This window comes from Peptococcaceae bacterium 1198_IL3148, assembly GCA_036763105.1.
Taxonomy (GTDB): Bacteria; Bacillota; Desulfotomaculia; order Desulfotomaculales; family Desulfohalotomaculaceae; genus JBAIYS01.
Map to the genome: position 1 here is coordinate 73,192 of JBAIYS010000006.1, position 21,359 is coordinate 94,550.

Consider the following 21,359-nt stretch of genomic DNA (forward strand, 5'->3'; position numbering starts at 1 on the left):
AGACAGCAAAAGCAGGGTGTAAAACCCCGCTTTTGCTGTCTATACCTTGATTAAGTGTGGTCTCATTTTAACTATAAAGCAGCCACCGCTCGGTGACCAATGCCAATGGCCACTTCGTCCAAGTGCAACATACCGACACCAAAAAATATTGCCACGATAACGTGATCCCCTTGCCGAGCAATGCCAATTTTACCACCGACGTTAAGGCCCACCGCTTTAGGCATCACCATCGATAACGCTTCTCTGGTGGCCCCGGCCACCGCACCTTCGTCGGCATGGACCTCTTTAATAACCCCCTCACGTTTAGCAGCCACCACTGATCTTTCAATAATTTTATTTACTGAAGATATAAAGTCACCGCCATAATCCACCGCCGCAACCTTAATACCCTCTTGGCTATACTTGGCTTTATATTCCTTTTCTTGATCCCTGGATTCTGTCAACGCCATTTCTATGGCAATTTTCGCTACTTTTCTACTGCCATGCAATGGAGCTTTACTCATGCCCCTAACACCTCACAACATAATTAAGTGACTATCTACAAATATTTCATTACTTAATTTCAACAGTACATACAGACACCACATTACTATTTATTATAACCTGCTTGTCAACCAAAGGTTCTTCAATTTGATCACTGATATTAAGCACCCTCACCTTTATCTCTTGTTGATAAAAAGTGCCGTCCAGTTCAACTCTGTCCCCATGCTGAACCGGTACAGTGACATAACGATCATCAAACACATCCACCTCATTACCATTAACCAACACTGACATATGGGGCAGAGCACTGTAATTTTCTAGATACAACGTAATTCTAGGCTCACTCCAGTGTACGGTGGTTGCCGTTGGTTCAGTGTCTGTCCCCACCCGGGCCATCACAGTGTTAAAGGGCTCATCCACCACCAGTGCCTGTACCACCACCAGCGTCACCGCAGTAACGACCACCATTCTAATTAAAATTTTTTCAATTTTATCCAGCGGGCCAATCGGTCTGCGCTTCATAAAACAACTCTCCTCATGACAGGTTTGTTGTTATATATGCACAGACCCTGGGTTTTATGCTAGCGGCCGTTGTACTTGCGTTCCATGTACTGGCGAGTAGCCTTCATTTCCTCTGACATTCTAAAAAACAGGCGTTCAATGTCATGCTTAGATAAGTGAATGCTGGCCGGTTCTAAGATTTCTATTTTACGAAACTCTTCCCGGGCAACAAAGCGCAGGATATCTTGCAACGTGTCAGCGGAAATCACCATTGACACCGGCGCAAAGGCAACTTCGATATGGTTAATCTCATCATACATGGTGTATACTTCGGTGTTCATCTCAATGTCTTCAATTGATATCCCCTGTATCGGAACATTGCGAAACACAGCTACCTGTTGATCCCGGATCTCCTCAGCTACCTTTTCGGTGTCTTTACCACCAAAAAATAATTTGCCCGGTTTGCCAATACCTTTGAAATCCATTCTAATTCTAGCCAATACCCTACCGTATAAATTTTCTCCATCATTTATGTGATTAGTCAAAATCAAACCCTCCTAAGGTTCGTGTAAATTCAACAATTGACTTTATATAATTCTATTTGACAGAGAAAATTCCTGCTAGCATTTACCATTCTATCTCTTTGGCACCGCAAAGGGGGCAAATATCAAAATAGTGTTCTGGGTCTTCATAGGCTTGTTGGGCATCGTCCAAACTGGCCCCTTGGCATTCCATGGTGGACACTTTACCAGTATCATCAAAGTTTGCCAGTAAACCGTAGGGTGGAGCGTTGGCAGTATCAGCTGCCGGACCAAATAAAGAAGACGCCAAACTACTATCATTGCCGCATCGTCGGCATCGAGGCATATTAAATCCTCCCATTAATTAGGTATAATAGTAGTAATATGGCATCTTTTGTTAGATTGTATTCATTTACGGGGCGGTTTTGGTTTTCCTTTTGCGACCTTTTTAGCCCCAGGCCTGGTGGCCAATCCAGCGGCCTTTTTAATATCGCTTAATTCTCTGGGGGTTAATTTTTTTACTTCTCCGGAGCCCAAATTGCGCAATTCCAATGGACCAATCCGGGTGCGCACTAGGCGGATTACTGGATGCCCTATCTTTTCACACATCCGACGCACCTGACGATTTCTCCCTTCATGAATGGTAATTTCCAAAAGGGCATTGCCGTTTAATACATGGGTTAAAAAGACTTTAGCCGGTGCGGTGATGCCATCTTCCAATTCAATACCATTGGCCAGTTGCTCTAATTTTTCTACGCTCGGTATTCCCTTCACCCTGGCTCTATAGGTCTTACCAATTTCATGTTTGGGATGGGTGAGGGCATAGGTCAACTCGCCGTCGTTGGTTAGCAGCAGTAAACCTTCAGAATCATAATCCAAACGCCCCACCGGATAAACCCGTTCGGTTATATTTTCCAGCAAATCCAGCACTGTTTTACGTCCCTTATCATCCTCAACGGTGCTAACATATCCCCGGGGTTTGTTTACTTTCAAGTATATCTTTTTTTCAAATTGTTTTACCGCTTTACCATCCACCAGCACTTTATCTTTACTTGGGTCAACCTTCGTTCCCAGTTCTTTGATTATTTTTCCGTTTACCTTAACGCGACCCTCTAAAATCATTTCCTCGCATTTACGCCTGGATGCCACCCCGGCGTGTGCCAGAAATTTTTGTAGTCTTTGTTCCATAGATACCTCCATAAAAATCCTCAAAATATTCATGCCCGGTTATCTCACCGGGCATACTCCATTCTACATTAATTTGTAAAATCCTTTATTTTATTTAAACATCGCGTGGGCAATAAATAGTGAAGCCACCAAAGTGGTAAAATCAGCACAAAGACCGGTTGCCACTGCATAGCGATATCGGCGTATTCCCACCGAACCAAAATATAGCGCCAACACATAAAAGGTAGTATCACTGGTTCCCTGCATGGTGGATACCAGTTTACCAATAAAACTGTCAGGGCCATGGGTTTTTATCAGGTCAGTGGCAATGCCTAAGGCGGCTCCACCGGATAGTGGTCGCATGATGGCATGGGGCAAAACCTCAGCGGGAAAACCCACTTTGTCCAATATGGGGAAAAAACAATCGGCCATTAGTTGCATCGCTCCGGAGGCGCGAAAAACACTGACCGCCACCAACATAGCCACCAGAAAGGGGATGGTCTTAATGGCGGTTGAAAACCCCGATTCCGCCCCTTCCACAAAGGTTTCAAAAACCGGTACCCTTTTAATAAAGGCCGCCAGCGGCACCACCAACAATACCAAGGGAATGGCCCAACGTGATATTTGATTAATTAATTCAAACATGTTTAAACCTCCGCCAGAGCTTTCTAAAAGTGCGATCAGCAATGATGGCCACCGTCATACCACAAACAGTGGCAAAAATTGTGGTACCAACAATGGCGGTGGGATCTTGGGAGCCATACATCAGTCTGATACCGATAATGGTGGTGGGAATTAAAGTGACACAGGATGTATTTAGGGCTAAAAAAGTACACATCGCCTCGGAGGCAGTTCTGGAGTTGTGGTTTAAACTCTGCAGTTCCTTCATGGCGATCAACCCCATCGGGGTGGCAGCATTGGACAAACCCAAAACATTGGCAGAAAGATTCATCACAATGGCTCCCAAAGCCGGATGGTCTTTGGGAATGCTGGGAAATAAAAATGCTGTAATGGGTTGAACTAACCGCGCCAACGCCTGAACCAAACCGGCAGCTTCGGCCAACTTCATAATTCCCAACCAAAAGGTCATAATCGCTATTAAACTTAAACTAACCTTAACTGCAGTATCTGCCCCTTCAAAGGCCGCCTTGGTAATCACATCGATATTACCTTGCACTCCGGCAGTGATGATGCTAACCACAATCATTGCTAACCAAATATAATTAACCATGATACCCCTCCACAGCTCGTCACTCTTGTCCTTATTTAAAGCTATGATGGAGCAGCGGTAATTATGAATAAAAATAAAACTCGGGGGCAAATGGCCCCCGGCGGTGTTACATCATAGTTGAAGTTGTTTCCGGTTTATCGCTCTTTTTGTTACACATTGACTGCATTTTATCCAGCAGTGTTGGAATCATATCAATTACCCGGTCAAAAATGGCATTGTTATCAACAGGCAACAATCGAATTTGTCCATTGCCAACCACTAAAAATCCCATTGGTTGCACAGACACTCCGGCGCCACTGCCACCTCCAAAGGGATGTTTTTGCGGTTCTTCGCCTCTGCCTTCACCTTTAGCACTATAATCGCCACCGCCAGCGCCAAAGCCGCAGGCCACACGGGAAATGGGTATAATCACACTACCGTCCGGTGTCTCCACTGGATCCCCAATGACGGTGTTTACATCCACCATTTCTTTGATACTTTCCATTGCCGTTTTCATTAAACCTTCGATTGGATGGTCGCTCAACCATCACACCCCCTAAGCTAACTAACAATTTACTCTTAGTAAATGTTATTTTTTTACCAGTAACCATAATATGACCCATCTGAACCTCAAATATACAAATATGCTCAGGGCTTTTTATTCTCTGGTAAATGCTATTTTCATTCCGGCAACCATGATATGGTATATCCGCACCTCAAATATGCAATCAACATCTAAACATATCTCGGTTTTATCAAAGTTTGGTTGTACCAATAAAGTTGGTTGGGATGGGGGTGGTTGCACAAATTTAAACAATTTACCCAAAACAGTGGTTTTTAATACCCAAAGCGCTCCAGTGGCATAACCAGTGGCCGCTGCATCACCAATGCCAAATTTAGTACACCACTTTAAACGCTGACACTGGGTATGTTCTAACAAATATTCTATGGCATGCCAATAACGATGGTACAGTTTTTTAAAATGCTCAATGCTTTTCATTAGTTTTTCTACATTAAAGGGTATGTTTAAAGCAAATTTGCTGTCGCGAATATCATCTTTCTTTTGGGGAAAGCCCAAGAAGGTGGTGACAATCCGCCTGACCCAAGCGCCAGATTTTTTAGTTTTGCCATCAAATTTAACGGCCAAACCGGATAAGTTGGTCTTTAAATCCACAATGGGTATTTGTAATTTAAATCGCGGAAACTTCCATAACGACATTTCCAACGTAATCAAATCATCAATGTCCATTCGCTCATATGCTAATCTCACACGCAATGGCATCACAAGCAGGGCCAGCATCAGCAGCGCAAACAAAAGCATTCCATATATAAAGAACGTCTGCATTGGCTCCCCCCTAAAAACTGTCTATTAACTTATTTTACCTTTTTGGCCAATGCTTATACCTATGACAACAAAGTGCTAATCTGGGGCATACATAACCCTTTCCACTTCCTCTAAAGTTGTTAAGCCCGCTAAAGCCTTCTGTAGACCATCTTCTTTGATGGGAACCAGCCCTTCCTTGATGGCAGCATTATTAATTTGGCTAGCGGTGATTTGGGGGGTGATGATATCTTTTATTTTTTGACTAACCAACAAAACTTCTTGAATGCCCATTCGACCTGAATAACCTGTGTTTCTACAATAACTGCACTTGATACCTGGCGCCAGTGACCTGTCGCCCTTTGGCTGAGTGGTTGTTGAACAATGGGGGCATATTTTGCGAACCAGCCGTTGATTGATTACACCAATTAAACTGGAAGCCACTAAATATGCCTCAATTCCCATATCGATTAATCTGGTTACCGCATCGGCAGCGTTATTGGTGTGCAACGTACACAGCACTAGGTGGCCGGTGGAAGCTGCTCTAATGGCAATCTCAGCCGTTTCTCGGTCTCTGATTTCACCAATCATTATAATATCGGGATCTTGCCGTAAAATCGATCTTAAACCCACAGCAAAACTTAAGCCCACCTTGTTGTTGACTTGAATCTGATTAATACCTTTAATGGTATATTCCACCGGGTCCTCAATGGTGATAATGTTTACCTCCGGTGATTTTAACTCATTTAAAATGGCGTAGAGAGTGGTTGTTTTGCCACTGCCGGTGGGTCCGGTAATGACAATCATACCGTAGGCGCTTTTGATTAATCTCCGCAAAATTCTGATATTGATATCGCTAAAACCAAGTTGGTTAATATTTTGTAGCTCTTTATTTTTTTGCAGAATGCGCAGCACAACCTTTTCACCAAAAACCGTTGGCATAGTAGAAATGCGCAAATCAACCGCTTCATCATAGTGGTTAAAAACCAGCCGGCCCTCTTGGGGCAATAATTTGATGGCTATATCCAGTTGGCTTAAAATTTTAACTCTGGATACAATGGGTTGAAGGATTTCCAGCGGTAGTGACATCATTTCCCTCAACAAGCCATCCACACGTTCTCTGACTAACACCCCATCTTGCTGTGGTTCAATGTGGATATCACTGGCCCGGTCTGCAATGGCTTGATGAATAATGGATGAAACCAGTTTAACAACGGGAGGATCTTCTTTTAGCCCTTCACTTTGATAAAAAACTTTGGATTTCCTAACTTCCTTTTCCAATTGCATTACCTCAAAATGGCTGTTAATGGCAACTTCAATTTGCTGTTCACCAGCCAGTACCGGTTTTATTTGCAACCGTGTCATTTGCTGTAATTCATCAATGGCTAGCCAATCCAACGGATCAGCCATGGCCACTGTTAAGAGGTGACCATCTCTTTTAATGGGAAACACTTTGTGACGTCGCATCATCTGTTCTTTTATTAACCCCAGCACTGCTGCCGGTACCCTTTGGGGAATAGTCACCCATGGTATGCCCAACTGTTCTTGAAGTAATTTAATTACAGTTTCTTCGGAAACGTAACCCAAGTTAATTAATATCCGTCCTAACTTGTCTTTTGTTAACTTTTGCTCATCCAAAGCTTGCTGCAACTGCCCCTGAGTGATTAATTTATTTTTAACTAAAAGCTGACCCAGCTTTGGGGTAAAATTGATAGCCATCATCTATCCCCCCAGCATACAATTTTGGGCTTACTCACTTGGGCGTATCCACCAGGGCACCGGTAGCAACCAGCGAGGAAACTGATGCTGGGATACAGTTTCTGTTGGCGACCCACTTTCAACGGTTTCAGTATCCTGCTGGAAGTTATCAAAACCTGCTTCTAAACCATCGAAATTTATAGCTTCTTTTTCATAGATATTAAAAATTTGATAGGGCTTGTCCTTACCGTACTGGCCCTCCATAAAGGGGTAATCCAGCGGATCAGATTCTATTTGATGTAGAATATAGTACTCGATGGTTAATGCACATTCACTGGCCACTGGAGTTATTGGTTCAAAGGTAATTTGAGTAATGCGATTCATTCGGCTATAATTCTGTACATCACTTATAAATTCATAGATGTTCTCATTACTACCAAAGACTTTCAGCGATATCTCCATGGTGCTATATTCTTTATCTTCCCCTTGCTTTATTTTACTAAAACTAATGGTGTCTCTCAGCATACCATTGTCCTTGGCAATTTTATACAAGTCTAACAGTAAGTTTGCTTCATCCGCTATGTTTGGTACTTGGCTATACATGGCCTCAATTTTTACATCCACCGCCTGCGAACGCTCTTTAAGCCAAGGAATATTATCCCAGCCTTGATTTAGCCTGGTGGCAAGCAACTCTTCTTGGCTAGCTATTTCCTTAGTTAGTTGAGTAATTTCGTTAATTTGGGGTGCCAAAATATATTTATAATAGAGAGTGCAAACTGCAACGATAACCAAAGCACTAATTATTATTTTTTCCCTCTTGGTGAGGTTGTTAACTTTATTTATTATGTCTATTGTAACCTTCACTACAGTATCACCCTTTATTGTTGGGTAGCAGAATTTAATTCTCGTTCCAGCAACCCTTTTTCCATTTGTCTAAGCTGTTGTTCTAAATCTTTATCAAAATCTATTTCATAGCCATCACTTTCCCTTTGTTCTATCGGGTTTTCTTTTATTAGATTATTATTTCCTACGTTATCAGTGCCGGTGTTGCTGGTATTATTAATTGAATTATTATTTGTTTTACTATCTTCTTCAATGTCAATAACCTTCTCGGTGCCTTCTCCGCTATTTTTAACAACTGCACCATCGGTTTCGCTGGCCTTTTGACTATCATTTACCCTTTGTTGGCGATTGCTGTTCTGCTCCGTTTGATTATTTTGTTGCTGGTCAGTGCCTGAGGCACCGCTAAATTTTAACTTAAATGCTACTTTTTCTGCTCCTTCTGTAAAGGGAACTTTATCAACATCGGATAGAGAAACTCCTTCAAATAGTCCAAGGCTTCTTAAACCCACCAACACTCTGGCAGTTTCCGCCGGGTTATGGGTTACCACTACAATGGTACACTCCCCTGACAACTCAGCATCTAGATGCGAAACATAACAATTGGTGGGTAAAATTGAGTTAACTGCAGAAAGTAATGCTAACACATCCGTTTGTTTTTGCTTAATTTCAGTTAGAGCATCTCTTTTGACTTTTAATTCATCTTCACGCTTTACTAAATGCTGATAGTAAGGCTTGGCTGGCTCCAACTGCTCTAACTCAGTGTTTATAGTGGTTAACCTTTGTTGATAGCTATTTGCCAGTTGGTAAGGAAACCAACAAACCCAACCAATTAGGCCTGTCACCATTAAAAAGACCACACTAAATACATACAGTCTTTTTCTTTTTTTGCGAGCCAATATAATCCGTTGGGGCAAAAAGTTAATATCTTTCACATATGTTTTCAATTGATTTACCTACCTTATGCTCTAAATGAGGCTTCCGGTGTGGATTTATGTTGATAATCAATACTTGTGCTATCAATAAAGTTAGTCTTTCCGCGCATCATTAAACCCAATATGCCAGCATAAACAGATGCCCAAGGCTTAAATTCTGCACTGGCTTCCCCTTTGAAATTTATCGGGCCCACTTGTGATAAGCCCACAGTTACCGGTAGCGATAAATATTGAGCCAATACTTCCCCCACATCAGGTTTGGTTGCCAATTCACCTAAAACAGTGATCCCATCCAGTACTTTACCAAAATTACGGGAAGAAAAATAATCCATGTAACCACGCATTTCATTAGCCAATATTGATAAATCGTTCTCTGCCGTTAAAACAAAATTAAAGGGAATATCAGCATACATAAACATAGTTCTTCCCTTTAAAATCACGGCGTGGGTGCCAGCGGTGCCAACATATAAATTCCCTTTTACATCGATACCGTATGTTAAAAAGCTGTCAGATAATTTATCCGGCCCAATTAATACATTGCCGTCAATTTGCGGTGCATCATTAAACAAGCCTGTAAAATCCCTTAGGTGGGAGGTAAACAAATGATTGGTAATAATGGCGAAGGGCCCAGTATTTTCATCAGGCTTGGTGGGTTCAGGGGCAACATATGGTTCACCTAAACCTTTATACGAACCAGTACTGCCATCCCAATAGTACCAAAGCTTTACGTAATAAACGTATTCCGTTCTATCGTAAGTACCAGTAACCTTTTTGGTAAGAATTTGCGCTTCCGAATTATTAACCGAATTAGCCAAAGAACCTGATTGTTCAGTATTAAAACTCACCTGCAAAAAATCTTTGCCATAACTATTTATTAACCAATCTAATACATCTTCTTCCTCTGGGTCTTCAATCGCTTTAATTTTGTCGATATAGTCATCTATACTGACATTTTTCAATTGGTAGTGCTCATTAAGGGATTGACCATCTTCGAGGTGACAATACTTTTCCTCTATATACTGATCCCATTCCTTTTTCCATTGCCACAGTTAATTCGGTCACTTTATTGGCTTGCTGTGTTTCTAACTTTTCTATTTCATCCTGCAAATCCTCAAATGCTTCGGAACTTTTTAATTCGGTTAGCAGTTGGTTTAATTCATTTATTTCATGCTTTAACTCACTAATCTTGCTTGTAAGCTCTTTATATGGTGATTAAAATTTTATTGACCTTTATGTCCTCAGCAACATTATGGGCCACTGCGGCCATCTGCATTTGTTCAATATTGTCGGTAGTCAATCTGCTGCTGGCATTGGCCATTTGGGTAACCAATAACAAAATGATGCCGAACACAGCCACAGCCATCATTACCTCTACCAAAGTCATTCCCTTGTTGTTAAGGAGATATTTTTTGTTCACAAAATGTTCCCCTTCCCAGGTTATTAGTGTTGAATGTGACTGAACATATCCAGCATCGGAAGCATGACAGAAATGATAATATGCTTACAATGCTACCAATTACCACCAGCATCGCTGGTTCCACCAAGGCCAATAGTTTGGTAAAACCAGCCTCAGATTCTTTGTCGTAGAATTCTGCCATCTCCAGCAATATCCCTTCTAATTCCCCCGTTTCCTCGCCGATGGAGAACATTTGGATGGACAAATTGTCGAAGTAACTTGCTTTGGCTAAGTTCTCGGCCAAAGCCTCCCCCCGTTGCACCCCCTCTATGGCGTACTCAACGGCTTGCTCCGCCAGCCCATTGTTTACGTTTTGCTTAACGTAGTGCAGCCCTTGCAATAACGGCAAGCCACTTTTAACAAGGATATATGTGGTGCGGGCAAACCGCATGATGGCCACATCCCGCAAAGTTTTACCCAGTAATGGAATATGAAAAATAAAATTATCTTTATTAAGTCTGCCTTGGGGATTTTTGAGGTACACAGCACAAAAAATTACCACACCGGATATCAAAGCCAAAACTAGATACCAATAAGTAACAGTAAACTCTGATATACCCACCACAATTCTAGCGGATTTAATTTTTTGTTTAATCCGGTGTTCTTTGTCATAAAAATCTGCCAGATTGCGCAATACTTCATCCAACGTACCACTGGCCTCACCGGTGGCCACCATGCTGGCCAACAGTTGGGGCAGTGGTGACTCCCGGTCACTGATGGCTTCGGCGATGGTACGTCCGGTTTGTACCTCTTGATAAATGCGCTCAATCTCCGCTTGCATCCGTTTATCTGAACTTTGCTGCCCCATTACTTCTAAACCCTTTAATATATTGACTCCGGAGCGCAAAATAACCGATAGCTGTCGGCAAAAATGGCTAATGGCCTCGCCACCGATTTGCCTTTTCGACTTGGTGGTGGGCAAAACAAAGGGGGAGGAAAAATAATTGCTTTGTTGTATTTCCACAGGCATTGGCCCATCATTTTTTAGCAACTGTTGTACTGTTTTAGCGTCGTCGCCATTCATTGATCCGGTAAATATTTCTCCCCGGGAATTGATGGCCCGGTAGCTGAACTCAGGCATATTGTTCACTCCATTATGTCAACTAGCTGTAGGTAACCCTAAGCATTTCTTCAATGGTGGTAATACCATGCAATACCTTTTGACGGGCATCCACCCATAGTGGTACCATGCCTTGCTTAATGGCAACATCGCGCAGTTCATCGGTGGCTACTCTTTTATCTATTAACAACCGCTGTTCTTTGGTTACCTCCATGATTTCAAAAACACCGACCCGACCTCTGTAACCGGTTAGGTTGCAGTAATCACATCCTGTACCCCGCATCAAGGTTAGTGGCTTGTCCAGTGGCAGTTGTAGAATCCGTTTTTCTCGTTCTTCGGCAACAAAGGATCTTTTACATTCGGGGCAAACCTTCCGCACCAGGCGTTGGGCCACAATACCTATATTAATGACGATGACAAGAGGTAGGGCTGAACTCCCATATCTATTATCCGCGCCACCGCACCTGGGGCGTCGTTGGTGTGGAGCGTACTCAACACCAAATGGCCAGTTAATGCCGCCCGGGCGGAGATTTCCGCCGTTTGGTGGTCACGGATTTCACCCACCATTACAATATCTGGGTCTTGGCGCAAAATAGCCCGCAACCCGGTGGCAAAATCCAAGCAGGCTCGCAGATTAATTTGGGTTTGGTTAACGCCTTGCATATCAAATTCTACTGGGTCTTCCAGTGGCTAAATACCCGTTTAATGCTGCCAATGATATCATCACTGGTGGCCAGTACCGGTGTTATCGGCATTTGCACCAGCAAGCGCACGTCTTGAATGGCAATTTGATCCAGCGGATCCTGCATAGCAAGGAGCAGGTGGCCATTGACCACCTGCTCCGGAATTATCACATGCCGCCGGGCTAAGTTCTCTGGAATCATCCGAGCGGTTTTGGCATCTACTGCAGTTTGTTTTAAATTAATACTCTTTATGCCCAGTTGCGATTCGAGAACTTTGGTCAAATCTTGCTGGGTGATGTAGCCACCCTGTAACAAAATTTCACCTAACCGTCTGCCGGAGCTGCGCTGTTGACTTAGGGCCGCATTTAGTTGTTCATCGGTAATTACCCCCGCCTGCACCAACATATCTCCCAGGCGGAGTTTTTTGTTGTTGGTTTGCATAAAATCTACCCTTAAGGCGCAATGGTTTTTTCTCGCATTGGTGCGCCTGTGTTATCGTAAGGGGTTATAACTACACTTTCTACTACTTTATTGTCATGAAGAACTTCTACATACACCATACCTTTATTGCTATCGTTAATTCCAGGTGCACTAGAGCTACTGCCCGCACGCTCAACAACAATTACTGCTTTAGCATCTCTTCCGGTGCTAGCAGCACCGCTGGCATTGGTGAAGGGATTAGTTATCAATGCCCCATCACTATCATCATCGCCATTAATCGCTTTGATTAAAGCATCATCCAGTTCGGTAGCATTATTTCTATACCTTTCAATCAGTCCATAAACATGGGTTTCCACCTAACGCACGTTGGATTCCACTCCAGCCAGCTTAGCATTATCCTTGAGGCCACCCATTTTAGGCACCAACACCGCTGCTAAAATACCAATGACGGCAATCACCATCATCAGTTAAATTAAAGTAAAACCCCTTTGATTCCTAAATAACTTTCTCAACCCAGCAACCTCCCTCGATTCTTTTTAATCAAGCAGCGACGGACCAGTTTTCCCTTACACCATCGCCCATATCTCCTTTGTCTCACTATTGATAATATTGCGAAAATATCCTTTCGCTGCTCAATAAGACAAAAAAAACCACACTCAAGTTGTTTTAACTTAGGTTGGGTTTTTCAAGTTGCCTAAGGCAGATCGGCGACCATAGTTATCCGTAGGCCCGTATCTTTGCGTCCTTACCTTTCGGTAAGTTTGCCATTATTATATTAAGTTGTAAAATTGTAACATTTATGTAGACTATTATATCTGATAGTTAACTGAACAAGCAATAGGTTAAGTAAAATTTAATAATCAAGAAAAAATTTAACAGGCACCGTTAGATGCCTGTTGTAAAGCTTTAGTTATTGTGAAGGTAGCAGTGTAACGTATATCGATATGCGGCTCACTTCACTGTTGTCCTTGGGGTTGATTAAAAAGGCTTCCACCGTTCCCTGCTCTTGATTGGCAGGGGGCGGAAAGGACAAGACGGTGGTAAATTCATTATCCTCGATGGCCACTGGTTTTTCTGCTAACACCCTTCCAGAGGAATTGAGCACCCGAACCCTGGCATCGGCACTCTTAAAACCCACTTGCCCGGATATTGATATCGGACTGCTCACCGCATCCCCGGGCATGGGATTGGTAATTCTAATGGCCGGTTGCTTATCATCATTATCGTCATTATCATTGTTTTTAGCAACTTCTTTTGTAGCTTGGTTGGGCTGAGGCTGATTGGTGACTTTAGCCTTCTCCACCACCGGTGCCTCTGTCTTTTTTACCGCTGTTTGTTGTCCGGTGGCAGAGGTCTCTGCCCGATTAAACTGGAACCCCACCGCATTAGGTGTGTTTTTTAAATTAAACTCGGCTATTGCCGGTTCATCTTTGTCATGGTCGTCGGTAGTTGTTTTCGTTGCCTGCTTTAATTTAACATTTATCCAAGCATAATTTTCACTGGGCACCCGTTGTTCAATGCGCTCTATCTCTACAGTGGGCTTAATCAGAATATAGCCACTGCCATTGGTGGTGATCCAATTAAAAGATTCTTCCTTTTCTATGGCTTTGGCCACTTTTCTCACCACTGCCGGAGCATCCTGCAACTCAATTATGTCGAAGGGTATGCTGGAGACCTCCGGCACCACTATGGTTTCTGGTTTCATCTCCGGTTTCTTTTCTTCACCGGCGCAGCCAGTTAGTAGCACCATTGCCAATGTTATCATCAAAAAATATGTAATTTTTCGCAAATCAAATCCCCCCAGGTCTATTTTCGCTAGTTATATTTTGCTCATAATTACCTGCTGAGTATGCGAAAATAATGGGGGGATTTTTTAGTTAAAGTTCCAAGTTTTCTGCTTCAATCATAAAGCTATCCAGATCCGGGAGTTGAGAAATATCCTTTAGGCCAAAGTGTTTTAGAAATTCGGTGGTGGTACCGTAAAGCACCGGTCTGCCGGGGCCGTCACGACGCCCCTTTTCTTCCACCAGCCCTCGTTCCTGCAGCGTATTAATGCTGCTGTCTGACTTAACACCACGGATCAACTCCAGTTCTGCCTTGGTTATCGGTTGCCGATAGGCAATAATGGCCAATGATTCCAAGGCCGCCCGGGACAAGGTACTGCTGGTCTGCTTTTTATAGAGACGTTCCACATAGGAAGCAAATTCAGGCCTGGTGGCCAATTGCCAACCACCGGCCATTTCTATCACCTGTAATCCTTTGTTGGCCTGTTGATAATCCCGGGCCAGCTCTTGTAAAATATCCAGCGCATCTTGCTCTTCTATTTCCGCTATGCGGCAAATGGTGGCCACAGGCAGTGGTTCTGGGGTTACAAATAACAATACTTCGATCACACTTTTGGTATTATCCCGAAACAAGACCGTCATCTTCGGAGTTGCCTCCTTCTGCCGGTTTAATAATTATTTCCCCAAAAGGTTCCCTTTGTCTCAGCGCCACCTGACCCATATGCAACAGTTCCAAAATGGCTAAAAAGGTGACAATAATTTCAGAACGACTGGCATTTTTCCCAAAGGCTGCACTGAAGGGGATACCCTCTGGAAACAGCACCATTTTTCTTAATACATGGGCTATTTTATCCTGTACTCTAATTTCCTCCGCCCGCACTTGGGGCGGTTCCACCTGCACTGCCCGTTTCAACACCCCTTGCAACGCCTCTAAAAGGCTTTGCATATCTACACCGGCCAGGGGTTCCATCGGGCGCATTAAATATTGGTACATTTCAAAATTGTTGGGGCGGGTATAAACTTGGCCCTGTGCCTGCTGCTGATTCTTTAAATAATGAGCTGCTTCTTTAAACTGCTTGTATTCCAACAATCGTTGCACCAGCTCTTCCCGGGGATCAGGACCTTCTTCTTCAGTGCCGTCTTCGGTTAACTGGGGTTTTGGCAACAGGCTGCGGGCCTTAATGGCCAACAAAGTGCTGGCCATCACCAAAAAATCACTGGTCACTTCCAGATCCAGTTCTCTCATGGTATCAAGGTATTCCATATATTGAGCGGTAATGGAGGCTATTGGGATATCCATAATATCCATTTCGTTTTTTTCAATTAAGTGCAGCAATAAATCCATTGGCCCTTCGAAGGTAGCCAACCGCACTGTGTAAGGCATGTATAGACCTCCAGTTAAATGCCGATGGCTGCCCGCACTTCATCCATGGTTTGCTGAGCGGCCGCCCTGGCCTTTTTAGCTCCTTCATGCAGAATTTCGTCTAGGTAACCAGGACGTTTCAATACTTCATTACGTCTTTCCCGAAGCGGTGTTTGATGTTCATCCAACGCCTGGGCTAAACGTTTTTTGCATTGCACACAACCGATTTCACCTTTTTGACATTGCTCTCTAATGCCTTGGTGTTCAGCTTCTACATATATTCCATGATACTTGTCCACGATACATACATCCGGGTTGCCGGGATCAGTTTTCCGCACCCGGTTGGGGTCGGTAATCATGGCGTTCACTTGGTTTTTAATTTCATCGGGCTCCGCCGCCACGTTAATCACATTGAGATAGCTCTTACTCATTTTGCGACCATCTACGCCAGGCAACATTTTAATTTTTGCCAATAACGCTTGGGGTTCTGGAAACACTTGTCTTTGGTATAGGTGATTAAATCGGCGCACCACTTCCCGACACAGCTCTAAGTGGGGCAGTTGGTCCTCACCCACCGGCACCGCATTGGCTCTGTAAACCATAATATCCGCCGCCATCAGCATGGGGTAACCTAAAAAGCCGTAGGTATTAATATCTTTACCTTGCTTGCCCAACTGCTGTACTTGGTCTTTGTAGGTGGGTACCCGCTCTAACCAAGAAAGGGGGGTGATCATTGACAGCATTAGGTGCAATTCCGAGTGCTGAGGCACTTCCGATTGCACAAATATTGTACTCTTTTCAGGATCTAAACCGGCAGCTAACCAATCCACCAGCATTCCTCTAACGTTGTTTTTTATAGTTTCAGTTTCCTCAAAGGAGGTGGTCAGGGCATGCAGGTCTGCCACTTGGTAGAAGCAATTGTATTCTTCCTGCAGCTTAACCCAATTTTCTAATACACTTAAATGTCCGATATGCAATCTACCTGTGGGGCGCATACCACTTAAAATAGTTCCCTTTGACATCTGTTGGTACACCTCTTTCTATTTAGAAAAATAAACCATAACTAAAATTAACTATTGCATTCATGATACCTAAAATTGGGCTGATGATGGCCCATAAAATCGGACTGAGAATGCCGGTAAACAATAACAAAAGTAAAATAATTGTGCCATACTGTTCCATGTAAATCAACCATCGCTGCTCTCCCGGCAATATGCCCGCTAGAATTTTACTACCATCCAACGGCGGCACTGGCAACAGGTTAAAGACCGCCAAAACCACATTGATAGTAACAATGCGTTGCATAATATCCACCAAAGGCATCGAACCGAAGGAGGCCACCAAACCAAACAGCAACGAAGCAATGATGGCAATTACTAGATTAGTTGCTGGGCCAGCCAGTGAGACCATCATTAAACTGCGGCGCATGTTACCCTTTAATTTAAATGGTGTTACCGGTACAGGTTTAGCCCAACCAAAGCCAGCTAAGAACAACATAATAAAGCCAATGATATCCACATGGGCCATGGGGTTAATAGTCAACCGACCAGCGTAACGGGCTGTGGGGTCACCGAGTTTATCTGCCGCCCAACCATGGGCGTATTCGTGAAAAGTCAACCCAATCACAATGGCCGGCAACAAAACTCCAATTTCGTAGGGAGTTGGAAAGTTACCGAACAAAAGATTTATCCCCTTTCTGAAGACTTCGGATATATTGTTCCACAAACTCCAATTCGTCTTCTCTGGTTTTTACCACGCCGTCCATCCGAGCCTGCCATACGGCATCTAGGGCTTTACGATATATAGGACCGGGTTTAAAACCCATAGCCTTAATATCCTTGCCATTAACCACCGGTTTGTTCCGGCGCACCGACTCCATCACTTGACGGAATCTTTGAATGGCCAGTCTATCTTCCATTATTGCCAAAAACATGGGATAGGCTTCCCGCGGCAATGTTTGCAACAAAATATCAGCGTGCTGAGACAATTTAGTGGCCTCGGGATCAGAAAAATGCTCTAACACCTGACGCCAATGTTTAACGGTGCTAACAACCTTCTCCGTTTGTCGGCGACCGATGACAAATTTGTTACAGACTTTAGTGGCGCTGTCCACATCATTCCAATGCAACATCGCTATCAAATAAGGCAGCCATTTTTCAGCCGGTTCATTCCAGCCCCAGTAACGCAATACCAATAGCGCTTGGGGTAGTTCCTCCAGTACCGGTTGCACCTCCCAGTAGGTTATTTCCGGGAATAATTGTTCCCAAACCCCCAGTTCAGCTAACCGATTTAGTACATCAACCGGTTCCGGTTCATTTAAAATCATCTTCAACTCATACCAAATGCGCTCATGTGATACCTTTAGCAGTACCTCTTCCCTAATGGCCTCTTCTAACAACCGTAAAGTTTGGGGATCCATGTGCATTTGATAGCGCTGTTCAAAGCGCACCGCCCGTAGAATCCTGGTGGGGTCCTCCACAAAGCTTAGGTTATGTAGTACCCTTACTATGCCAGCGTACAAATCCTCTCTGCCGCCAAAATAATCCACCAGTTCACCAAAATCCTCTGGGTTGAGGGATATGGCCATGGCGTTAATGGTTATGTCCCGCCGGTAAAGATCATGTTTCAGGGATGAAGTCTCCACAGTGGGCATTGCGGCCGGATATTCGTAAAATTCAACTCTGGCTGTGGCCACGTCGATCCATGAACCATCGTTCACAGACACCTCTGCTGTGCCAAATTTCTCATAGGTGCGCACTTTGCCACCCAATTCTCGAGCTAACTCCTTAGCCAAGGTGATGGCATCACCTTCCACGATTAAATCAATATCCAAATTTTCGACATTTAAAATAATATCCCGGACAATGCCACCGCCGGCATAAACTTTGTAATCATACTGTAGCGCCAATTTGCCCGCTAGTTTCAGTGTATTCCAAACGTCCTCCGGCAGTACCCGGCGCATCATGTTTTTCATCTGGACTTTGCTGCCATTACCCTGATGGTAGGTTGTAAAGTAGCGACTTTTTAAATCATGATGCAGCGTATGCAAAATATCACTGCGGGAAATTATTCCCACCACCCGATTGTCATCAACCACCGGCAGACGACCGATATCGAATTCTATCATCATCTCTTGGGCCTGGGAAAGGGGAACATCAGCATTGATGGTGTGCACGTTGACATTCATATAGGCCTTTACCGGCGCATGACCTAAACCGTGGTGCATGGCCTTTTCCACATCCCGACGTGATATTACCCCAACTAATTCCAGCCCTCGAACCACCGGCAGGCCAGTGTGACCGTAGCGCAACATCACCCGGTTGGCCTCTTCAATTTTAGTTTCTGGGTATACCGTTTTGACTGGATTAGACATAATATCCCGTACTATCATCATTGGTCTGACATTTTCACTGATCACATTCAACAATTGAGTTGTTAACACATCTAAATCGACATCTTTAACACTGGCAGAGGCAGCGGCTATATGACCACCACCACCAAAATTGCCTAAAATTTCGCGACAATCAACCTCGGGCACCGAACTCCGGGACACTATGTGTACCCGATCTTCCATCTCCACGGTGGCAAAGACAGCATCTGCCTGTTCTATTTCAGCCAGCCTGTGGGTAAGTACTGCCAAGCCATCGATAAATTCTGCTGATTTTCCTTTGGCCAACAAAATTTTAACCCCATTGATGTTGTGCCGTTCCGAAGTAACCAACAAGTCTTTTAACAACGTTTGTTGCTCCTCCGTCAACGGTCGGGCCAGATATTCCGCAATAACGCTTAAATTTGCTCCCTTAGTCAGTAGATAGGCCACCGCCTCCACATCCCGCGGGGTGGTGCTGCTAAATACCATACAGCCGGTATCGTCATAGATGCCCAAAGCCATAATGGTGGCTTCCAACGGGGTGATGTCAATGTTTTGGCTGCGAATTTTTTCCACCAATAATGTGGTGGCAGCGCCCACTGTTTCAATGACCACCATTTTGTGCGTGAGAAAACACTCGGTGGCCGGGTGATGGTCGTAAATATGTACTTCTACCTTTGGATTTTCCATCAGTTTAGCCAGTTTACCAATCCGTTTAGGATTGTGATTATCCACAATAATCAAACGGCGAACTTTTTTCATATCCACTAACTTTACAGGCTTTATTTTTAGCATATCTTTGTGTAAAGCTAAAAAATCTTCCACGTTACGGGATAGTTTACCTGGAAATACCATATCCGCTTTGGGGTATAATTTTTGGGCAGCCACCATGGCTGCCAACGCGTCTAAATCTGAATTTGTATGGGTGGTAATTATATCCATGACACCAATTCCTCCCCACTAACAATACTTTACATTATAACATAACAATAGAGTGTTAGAAAAGCTTGGCATTGGCAAGCTTTAGGCGGAACTTTAAATTCAAAAAAAAACACCCATTACGGGTGCTACAGGGAAGCTTTTTTATCTTACATTAGCAATGTTGACCACTTTATTCTTCAGTCTTTCGGGTATTAAATCATTTCTCACAATATCTAAATAACTTTCTCGGCGAATAATCAGTTCTGCCTGGCCATCATTTACCAATACCATGGCTGGGCGCTTCAATCTGTTGTAGTTCATCGACATGGAGTAACCGTAAGCCCCGGTGCAAAACATTGCCAGGATATCTCCAGACTGAACGGAGGGCAACGGCAAATCCCAAGCCAACATATCGCCTGATTCACAGCATTTACCAGCCACCGAAACCACTTGTGACGGCGCTTCTAACATGCGATTGGCAACACAGGCTTCATACTTGGCACCATACAGTGCCGGCCGCAAATTGTCACTCATGCTGCCGTCAACGGCAACATATTTGCGAACACCGGGGATATCCTTGATGGCCCCGATGCGATATAACGTAGTACCGGCAGGTCCGGCTATCGAACGCCCTGGTTCCACCATTATTTTAGGTGTTGGCAAATCCAATCGCTGGGCTTGCTCTTTAACAGCGCGCATCAACAGATCGGCGTAAACTTTAATTGGTTGGGGCTGATCACCTTCGGTATAATAGATACCCAATCCACCGCCAAGGTCTAGTTCTGAGGCAACAAACCCTGTTTGTTGACGCACACTGTTAACAAAGGTCATCATCACTTCAGCGGTATGGGCATAGGATTCCAGTTCAAAGATTTGGGAACCAATGTGGCAATGGAAACCCTTTAGTTCGATATTCTGCAGTTCCAAAGCCCGTTGCACCGCCGCCATAGCCTGACCGTTTTCAATGACCAGTCCAAACTTGGAATCAATGTGACCCGTTCTAATATATTCGTGAGTGTGAGCATCAACCCCGGGGGTCAATCTAAGCAATATTTGGGCAGTTGTTTTCATTTCTCCCGCCAGTTTGTTCAAAAGCTTTAATTCATAAAGGTTATCCACCATAAAACGACCTATGTTATATTCCAAGGCCAGTCTAATTTCTTCAGGGCTTTTGTTGTTACCGTGAAAATATACCCTTTCCATGGGGAAAGCAGCCTTAATGGCGGTGTAAAGCTCACCACCGGAAACCACATCAAGGCTGAGCCCTTCCTCATCAATGATGCGGCAAACCGCCAACGTAAGAAGGGTTTTTCCAGCATAGAGAACATCTGCTCCATATTGTTCTGTAAAGGATCGGTAGTAATCCCGGCAATTTTGACGGAAGTGTTGTTCATCTAAAACATATAAGGGCGTTCCAAACTCCAGGGCTAACTCTGTGGTATCACAACTGCCTATTTCAAGATTTCCTTTATCATTTATGCGCATAGTACCGTGTAGTTTCATTGGAAATACCTCCTATACAAAATTTTACGCGTCTGAGGTACCAATTTGTGCATTCTTAAACATTTTTTAACACCGGTAAATATTGGTAATAAAAACAAAAAA

General features: G+C 43.8%; 27 protein-coding genes and 1 riboswitch. All 27 genes read right to left on the reverse strand.

Annotated features, from left to right (window positions below):
- Positions 1 to 71: 71 nt before the first annotated feature.
- Positions 72 to 503: a HutP family protein gene (locus V6C27_07440; protein MEG6616256.1), complete on the reverse strand. Its 432-nt coding sequence runs from the start codon at positions 501 to 503 to the stop codon at positions 72 to 74.
- A 49-nt stretch (positions 504 to 552) separates the two neighbouring features.
- Positions 553 to 1,005: a hypothetical protein gene (locus tag V6C27_07445; GenBank protein ID MEG6616257.1), complete on the reverse strand. Its 453-nt coding sequence runs from the start codon at positions 1,003 to 1,005 to the stop codon at positions 553 to 555.
- 59 nt (positions 1,006 to 1,064) lie between these two features.
- Positions 1,065 to 1,529 (reverse strand): hypothetical protein, encoded by a 465-nt coding sequence (locus tag V6C27_07450; protein ID MEG6616258.1) that lies wholly within the window; start codon positions 1,527 to 1,529, stop codon positions 1,065 to 1,067.
- A gap of 82 nt (positions 1,530 to 1,611) precedes the next feature.
- Positions 1,612 to 1,851, reverse strand: coding sequence for a hypothetical protein (locus V6C27_07455; GenBank protein ID MEG6616259.1), 240 nt, complete (start codon positions 1,849 to 1,851; stop codon positions 1,612 to 1,614).
- Between the two features lie 62 nt (positions 1,852 to 1,913).
- Positions 1,914 to 2,693, reverse strand: a complete 780-nt coding sequence (locus V6C27_07460) for a pseudouridine synthase (GenBank protein MEG6616260.1) — start codon at positions 2,691 to 2,693, stop codon at positions 1,914 to 1,916.
- Positions 2,694 to 2,783: 90 nt separating this feature from the next.
- On the reverse strand, positions 2,784 to 3,317 hold the full coding sequence (locus tag V6C27_07465; protein MEG6616261.1) for a spore maturation protein: 534 nt from the start codon (positions 3,315 to 3,317) through the stop codon (positions 2,784 to 2,786).
- Positions 3,310 to 3,903 (reverse strand): nucleoside recognition domain-containing protein, encoded by a 594-nt coding sequence (locus V6C27_07470; protein ID MEG6616262.1) that lies wholly within the window; start codon positions 3,901 to 3,903, stop codon positions 3,310 to 3,312. Before V6C27_07470 ends, V6C27_07465 begins: the two co-directional genes overlap by 8 nt.
- A 106-nt stretch (positions 3,904 to 4,009) precedes the next feature.
- Complete coding sequence (gene ytfJ / locus V6C27_07475) at positions 4,010 to 4,426, reverse strand: GerW family sporulation protein (GenBank protein MEG6616263.1); 417 nt, start codon at positions 4,424 to 4,426, stop codon at positions 4,010 to 4,012.
- A gap of 114 nt (positions 4,427 to 4,540) precedes the next feature.
- Positions 4,541 to 5,227, reverse strand: coding sequence for a DUF2953 domain-containing protein (locus tag V6C27_07480; protein ID MEG6616264.1), 687 nt, complete (start codon positions 5,225 to 5,227; stop codon positions 4,541 to 4,543).
- Positions 5,228 to 5,302: 75 nt separating this feature from the next.
- Entirely contained in the window at positions 5,303 to 6,922 is a 1,620-nt protein-coding gene (locus V6C27_07485; protein ID MEG6616265.1) for a GspE/PulE family protein, read from the reverse strand.
- Positions 6,923 to 6,952: 30 nt separating this feature from the next.
- Positions 6,953 to 7,765 carry a type 4a pilus biogenesis protein PilO gene (pilO, locus tag V6C27_07490; GenBank protein MEG6616266.1) on the reverse strand — a complete coding sequence of 271 codons (813 nt, stop codon included), beginning with the start codon at positions 7,763 to 7,765 and terminating at the stop codon, positions 6,953 to 6,955.
- 14 nt (positions 7,766 to 7,779) lie between these two features.
- Positions 7,780 to 8,688 (reverse strand): hypothetical protein, encoded by a 909-nt coding sequence (locus tag V6C27_07495; protein ID MEG6616267.1) that lies wholly within the window; start codon positions 8,686 to 8,688, stop codon positions 7,780 to 7,782.
- Between the two features lie 14 nt (positions 8,689 to 8,702).
- Positions 8,703 to 9,635 carry a hypothetical protein gene (locus V6C27_07500; GenBank protein ID MEG6616268.1) on the reverse strand — a complete coding sequence of 311 codons (933 nt, stop codon included), beginning with the start codon at positions 9,633 to 9,635 and terminating at the stop codon, positions 8,703 to 8,705.
- Between the two features lie 242 nt (positions 9,636 to 9,877).
- On the reverse strand, positions 9,878 to 10,093 hold the full coding sequence (locus V6C27_07505) for a type II secretion system protein (GenBank protein MEG6616269.1): 216 nt from the start codon (positions 10,091 to 10,093) through the stop codon (positions 9,878 to 9,880).
- Positions 10,071 to 11,213: a type II secretion system F family protein gene (locus V6C27_07510; GenBank protein MEG6616270.1), complete on the reverse strand. Its 1,143-nt coding sequence runs from the start codon at positions 11,211 to 11,213 to the stop codon at positions 10,071 to 10,073. Before V6C27_07510 ends, V6C27_07505 begins: the two co-directional genes overlap by 23 nt.
- 22 nt (positions 11,214 to 11,235) lie before the next feature.
- Positions 11,236 to 11,586 (reverse strand): hypothetical protein, encoded by a 351-nt coding sequence (locus V6C27_07515; GenBank protein ID MEG6616271.1) that lies wholly within the window; start codon positions 11,584 to 11,586, stop codon positions 11,236 to 11,238.
- A 5-nt stretch (positions 11,587 to 11,591) separates the two neighbouring features.
- Entirely contained in the window at positions 11,592 to 11,855 is a 264-nt protein-coding gene (locus V6C27_07520) for an ATPase, T2SS/T4P/T4SS family (protein ID MEG6616272.1), read from the reverse strand.
- An 8-nt stretch (positions 11,856 to 11,863) separates the two neighbouring features.
- Entirely contained in the window at positions 11,864 to 12,316 is a 453-nt protein-coding gene (locus tag V6C27_07525) for a hypothetical protein (protein ID MEG6616273.1), read from the reverse strand.
- An 11-nt stretch (positions 12,317 to 12,327) separates the two neighbouring features.
- A complete protein-coding gene (locus tag V6C27_07530; GenBank protein ID MEG6616274.1) occupies positions 12,328 to 12,672 on the reverse strand; it encodes a hypothetical protein in 345 nt (114 codons plus the stop codon).
- Positions 12,673 to 12,780 carry a type II secretion system protein gene (locus tag V6C27_07535; protein MEG6616275.1) on the reverse strand — a complete coding sequence of 36 codons (108 nt, stop codon included), beginning with the start codon at positions 12,778 to 12,780 and terminating at the stop codon, positions 12,673 to 12,675.
- 231 nt (positions 12,781 to 13,011) lie between these two features.
- Positions 13,012 to 13,092: riboswitch (cyclic di-GMP riboswitch) on the reverse strand.
- A 134-nt stretch (positions 13,093 to 13,226) separates the two neighbouring features.
- Complete coding sequence (locus V6C27_07540; GenBank protein ID MEG6616276.1) at positions 13,227 to 14,105, reverse strand: Gmad2 immunoglobulin-like domain-containing protein; 879 nt, start codon at positions 14,103 to 14,105, stop codon at positions 13,227 to 13,229.
- An 88-nt stretch (positions 14,106 to 14,193) separates the two neighbouring features.
- Positions 14,194 to 14,742, reverse strand: a complete 549-nt coding sequence (gene scpB, locus V6C27_07545) for an SMC-Scp complex subunit ScpB (protein ID MEG6616277.1) — start codon at positions 14,740 to 14,742, stop codon at positions 14,194 to 14,196.
- Complete coding sequence (locus V6C27_07550) at positions 14,720 to 15,484, reverse strand: segregation/condensation protein A (protein ID MEG6616278.1); 765 nt, start codon at positions 15,482 to 15,484, stop codon at positions 14,720 to 14,722. Before V6C27_07550 ends, scpB begins: the two co-directional genes overlap by 23 nt.
- Before the next feature lie 14 nt (positions 15,485 to 15,498).
- The gene (trpS, locus tag V6C27_07555) at positions 15,499 to 16,485 is read right to left on the reverse strand and encodes a tryptophan--tRNA ligase (protein ID MEG6616279.1); all 987 of its coding nucleotides are present in this window, start codon (positions 16,483 to 16,485) and stop codon (positions 15,499 to 15,501) included.
- A gap of 22 nt (positions 16,486 to 16,507) precedes the next feature.
- Entirely contained in the window at positions 16,508 to 17,143 is a 636-nt protein-coding gene (locus V6C27_07560) for a site-2 protease family protein (GenBank protein MEG6616280.1), read from the reverse strand.
- Complete coding sequence (locus V6C27_07565; GenBank protein ID MEG6616281.1) at positions 17,133 to 19,775, reverse strand: CBS domain-containing protein; 2,643 nt, start codon at positions 19,773 to 19,775, stop codon at positions 17,133 to 17,135. The genes V6C27_07560 and V6C27_07565 overlap by 11 nt, the downstream gene beginning before the upstream one ends.
- A 141-nt stretch (positions 19,776 to 19,916) precedes the next feature.
- A complete protein-coding gene (gene lysA / locus V6C27_07570) occupies positions 19,917 to 21,257 on the reverse strand; it encodes a diaminopimelate decarboxylase (GenBank protein MEG6616282.1) in 1,341 nt (446 codons plus the stop codon).
- Between the last annotated feature and the right edge of the window lie 102 nt (positions 21,258 to 21,359).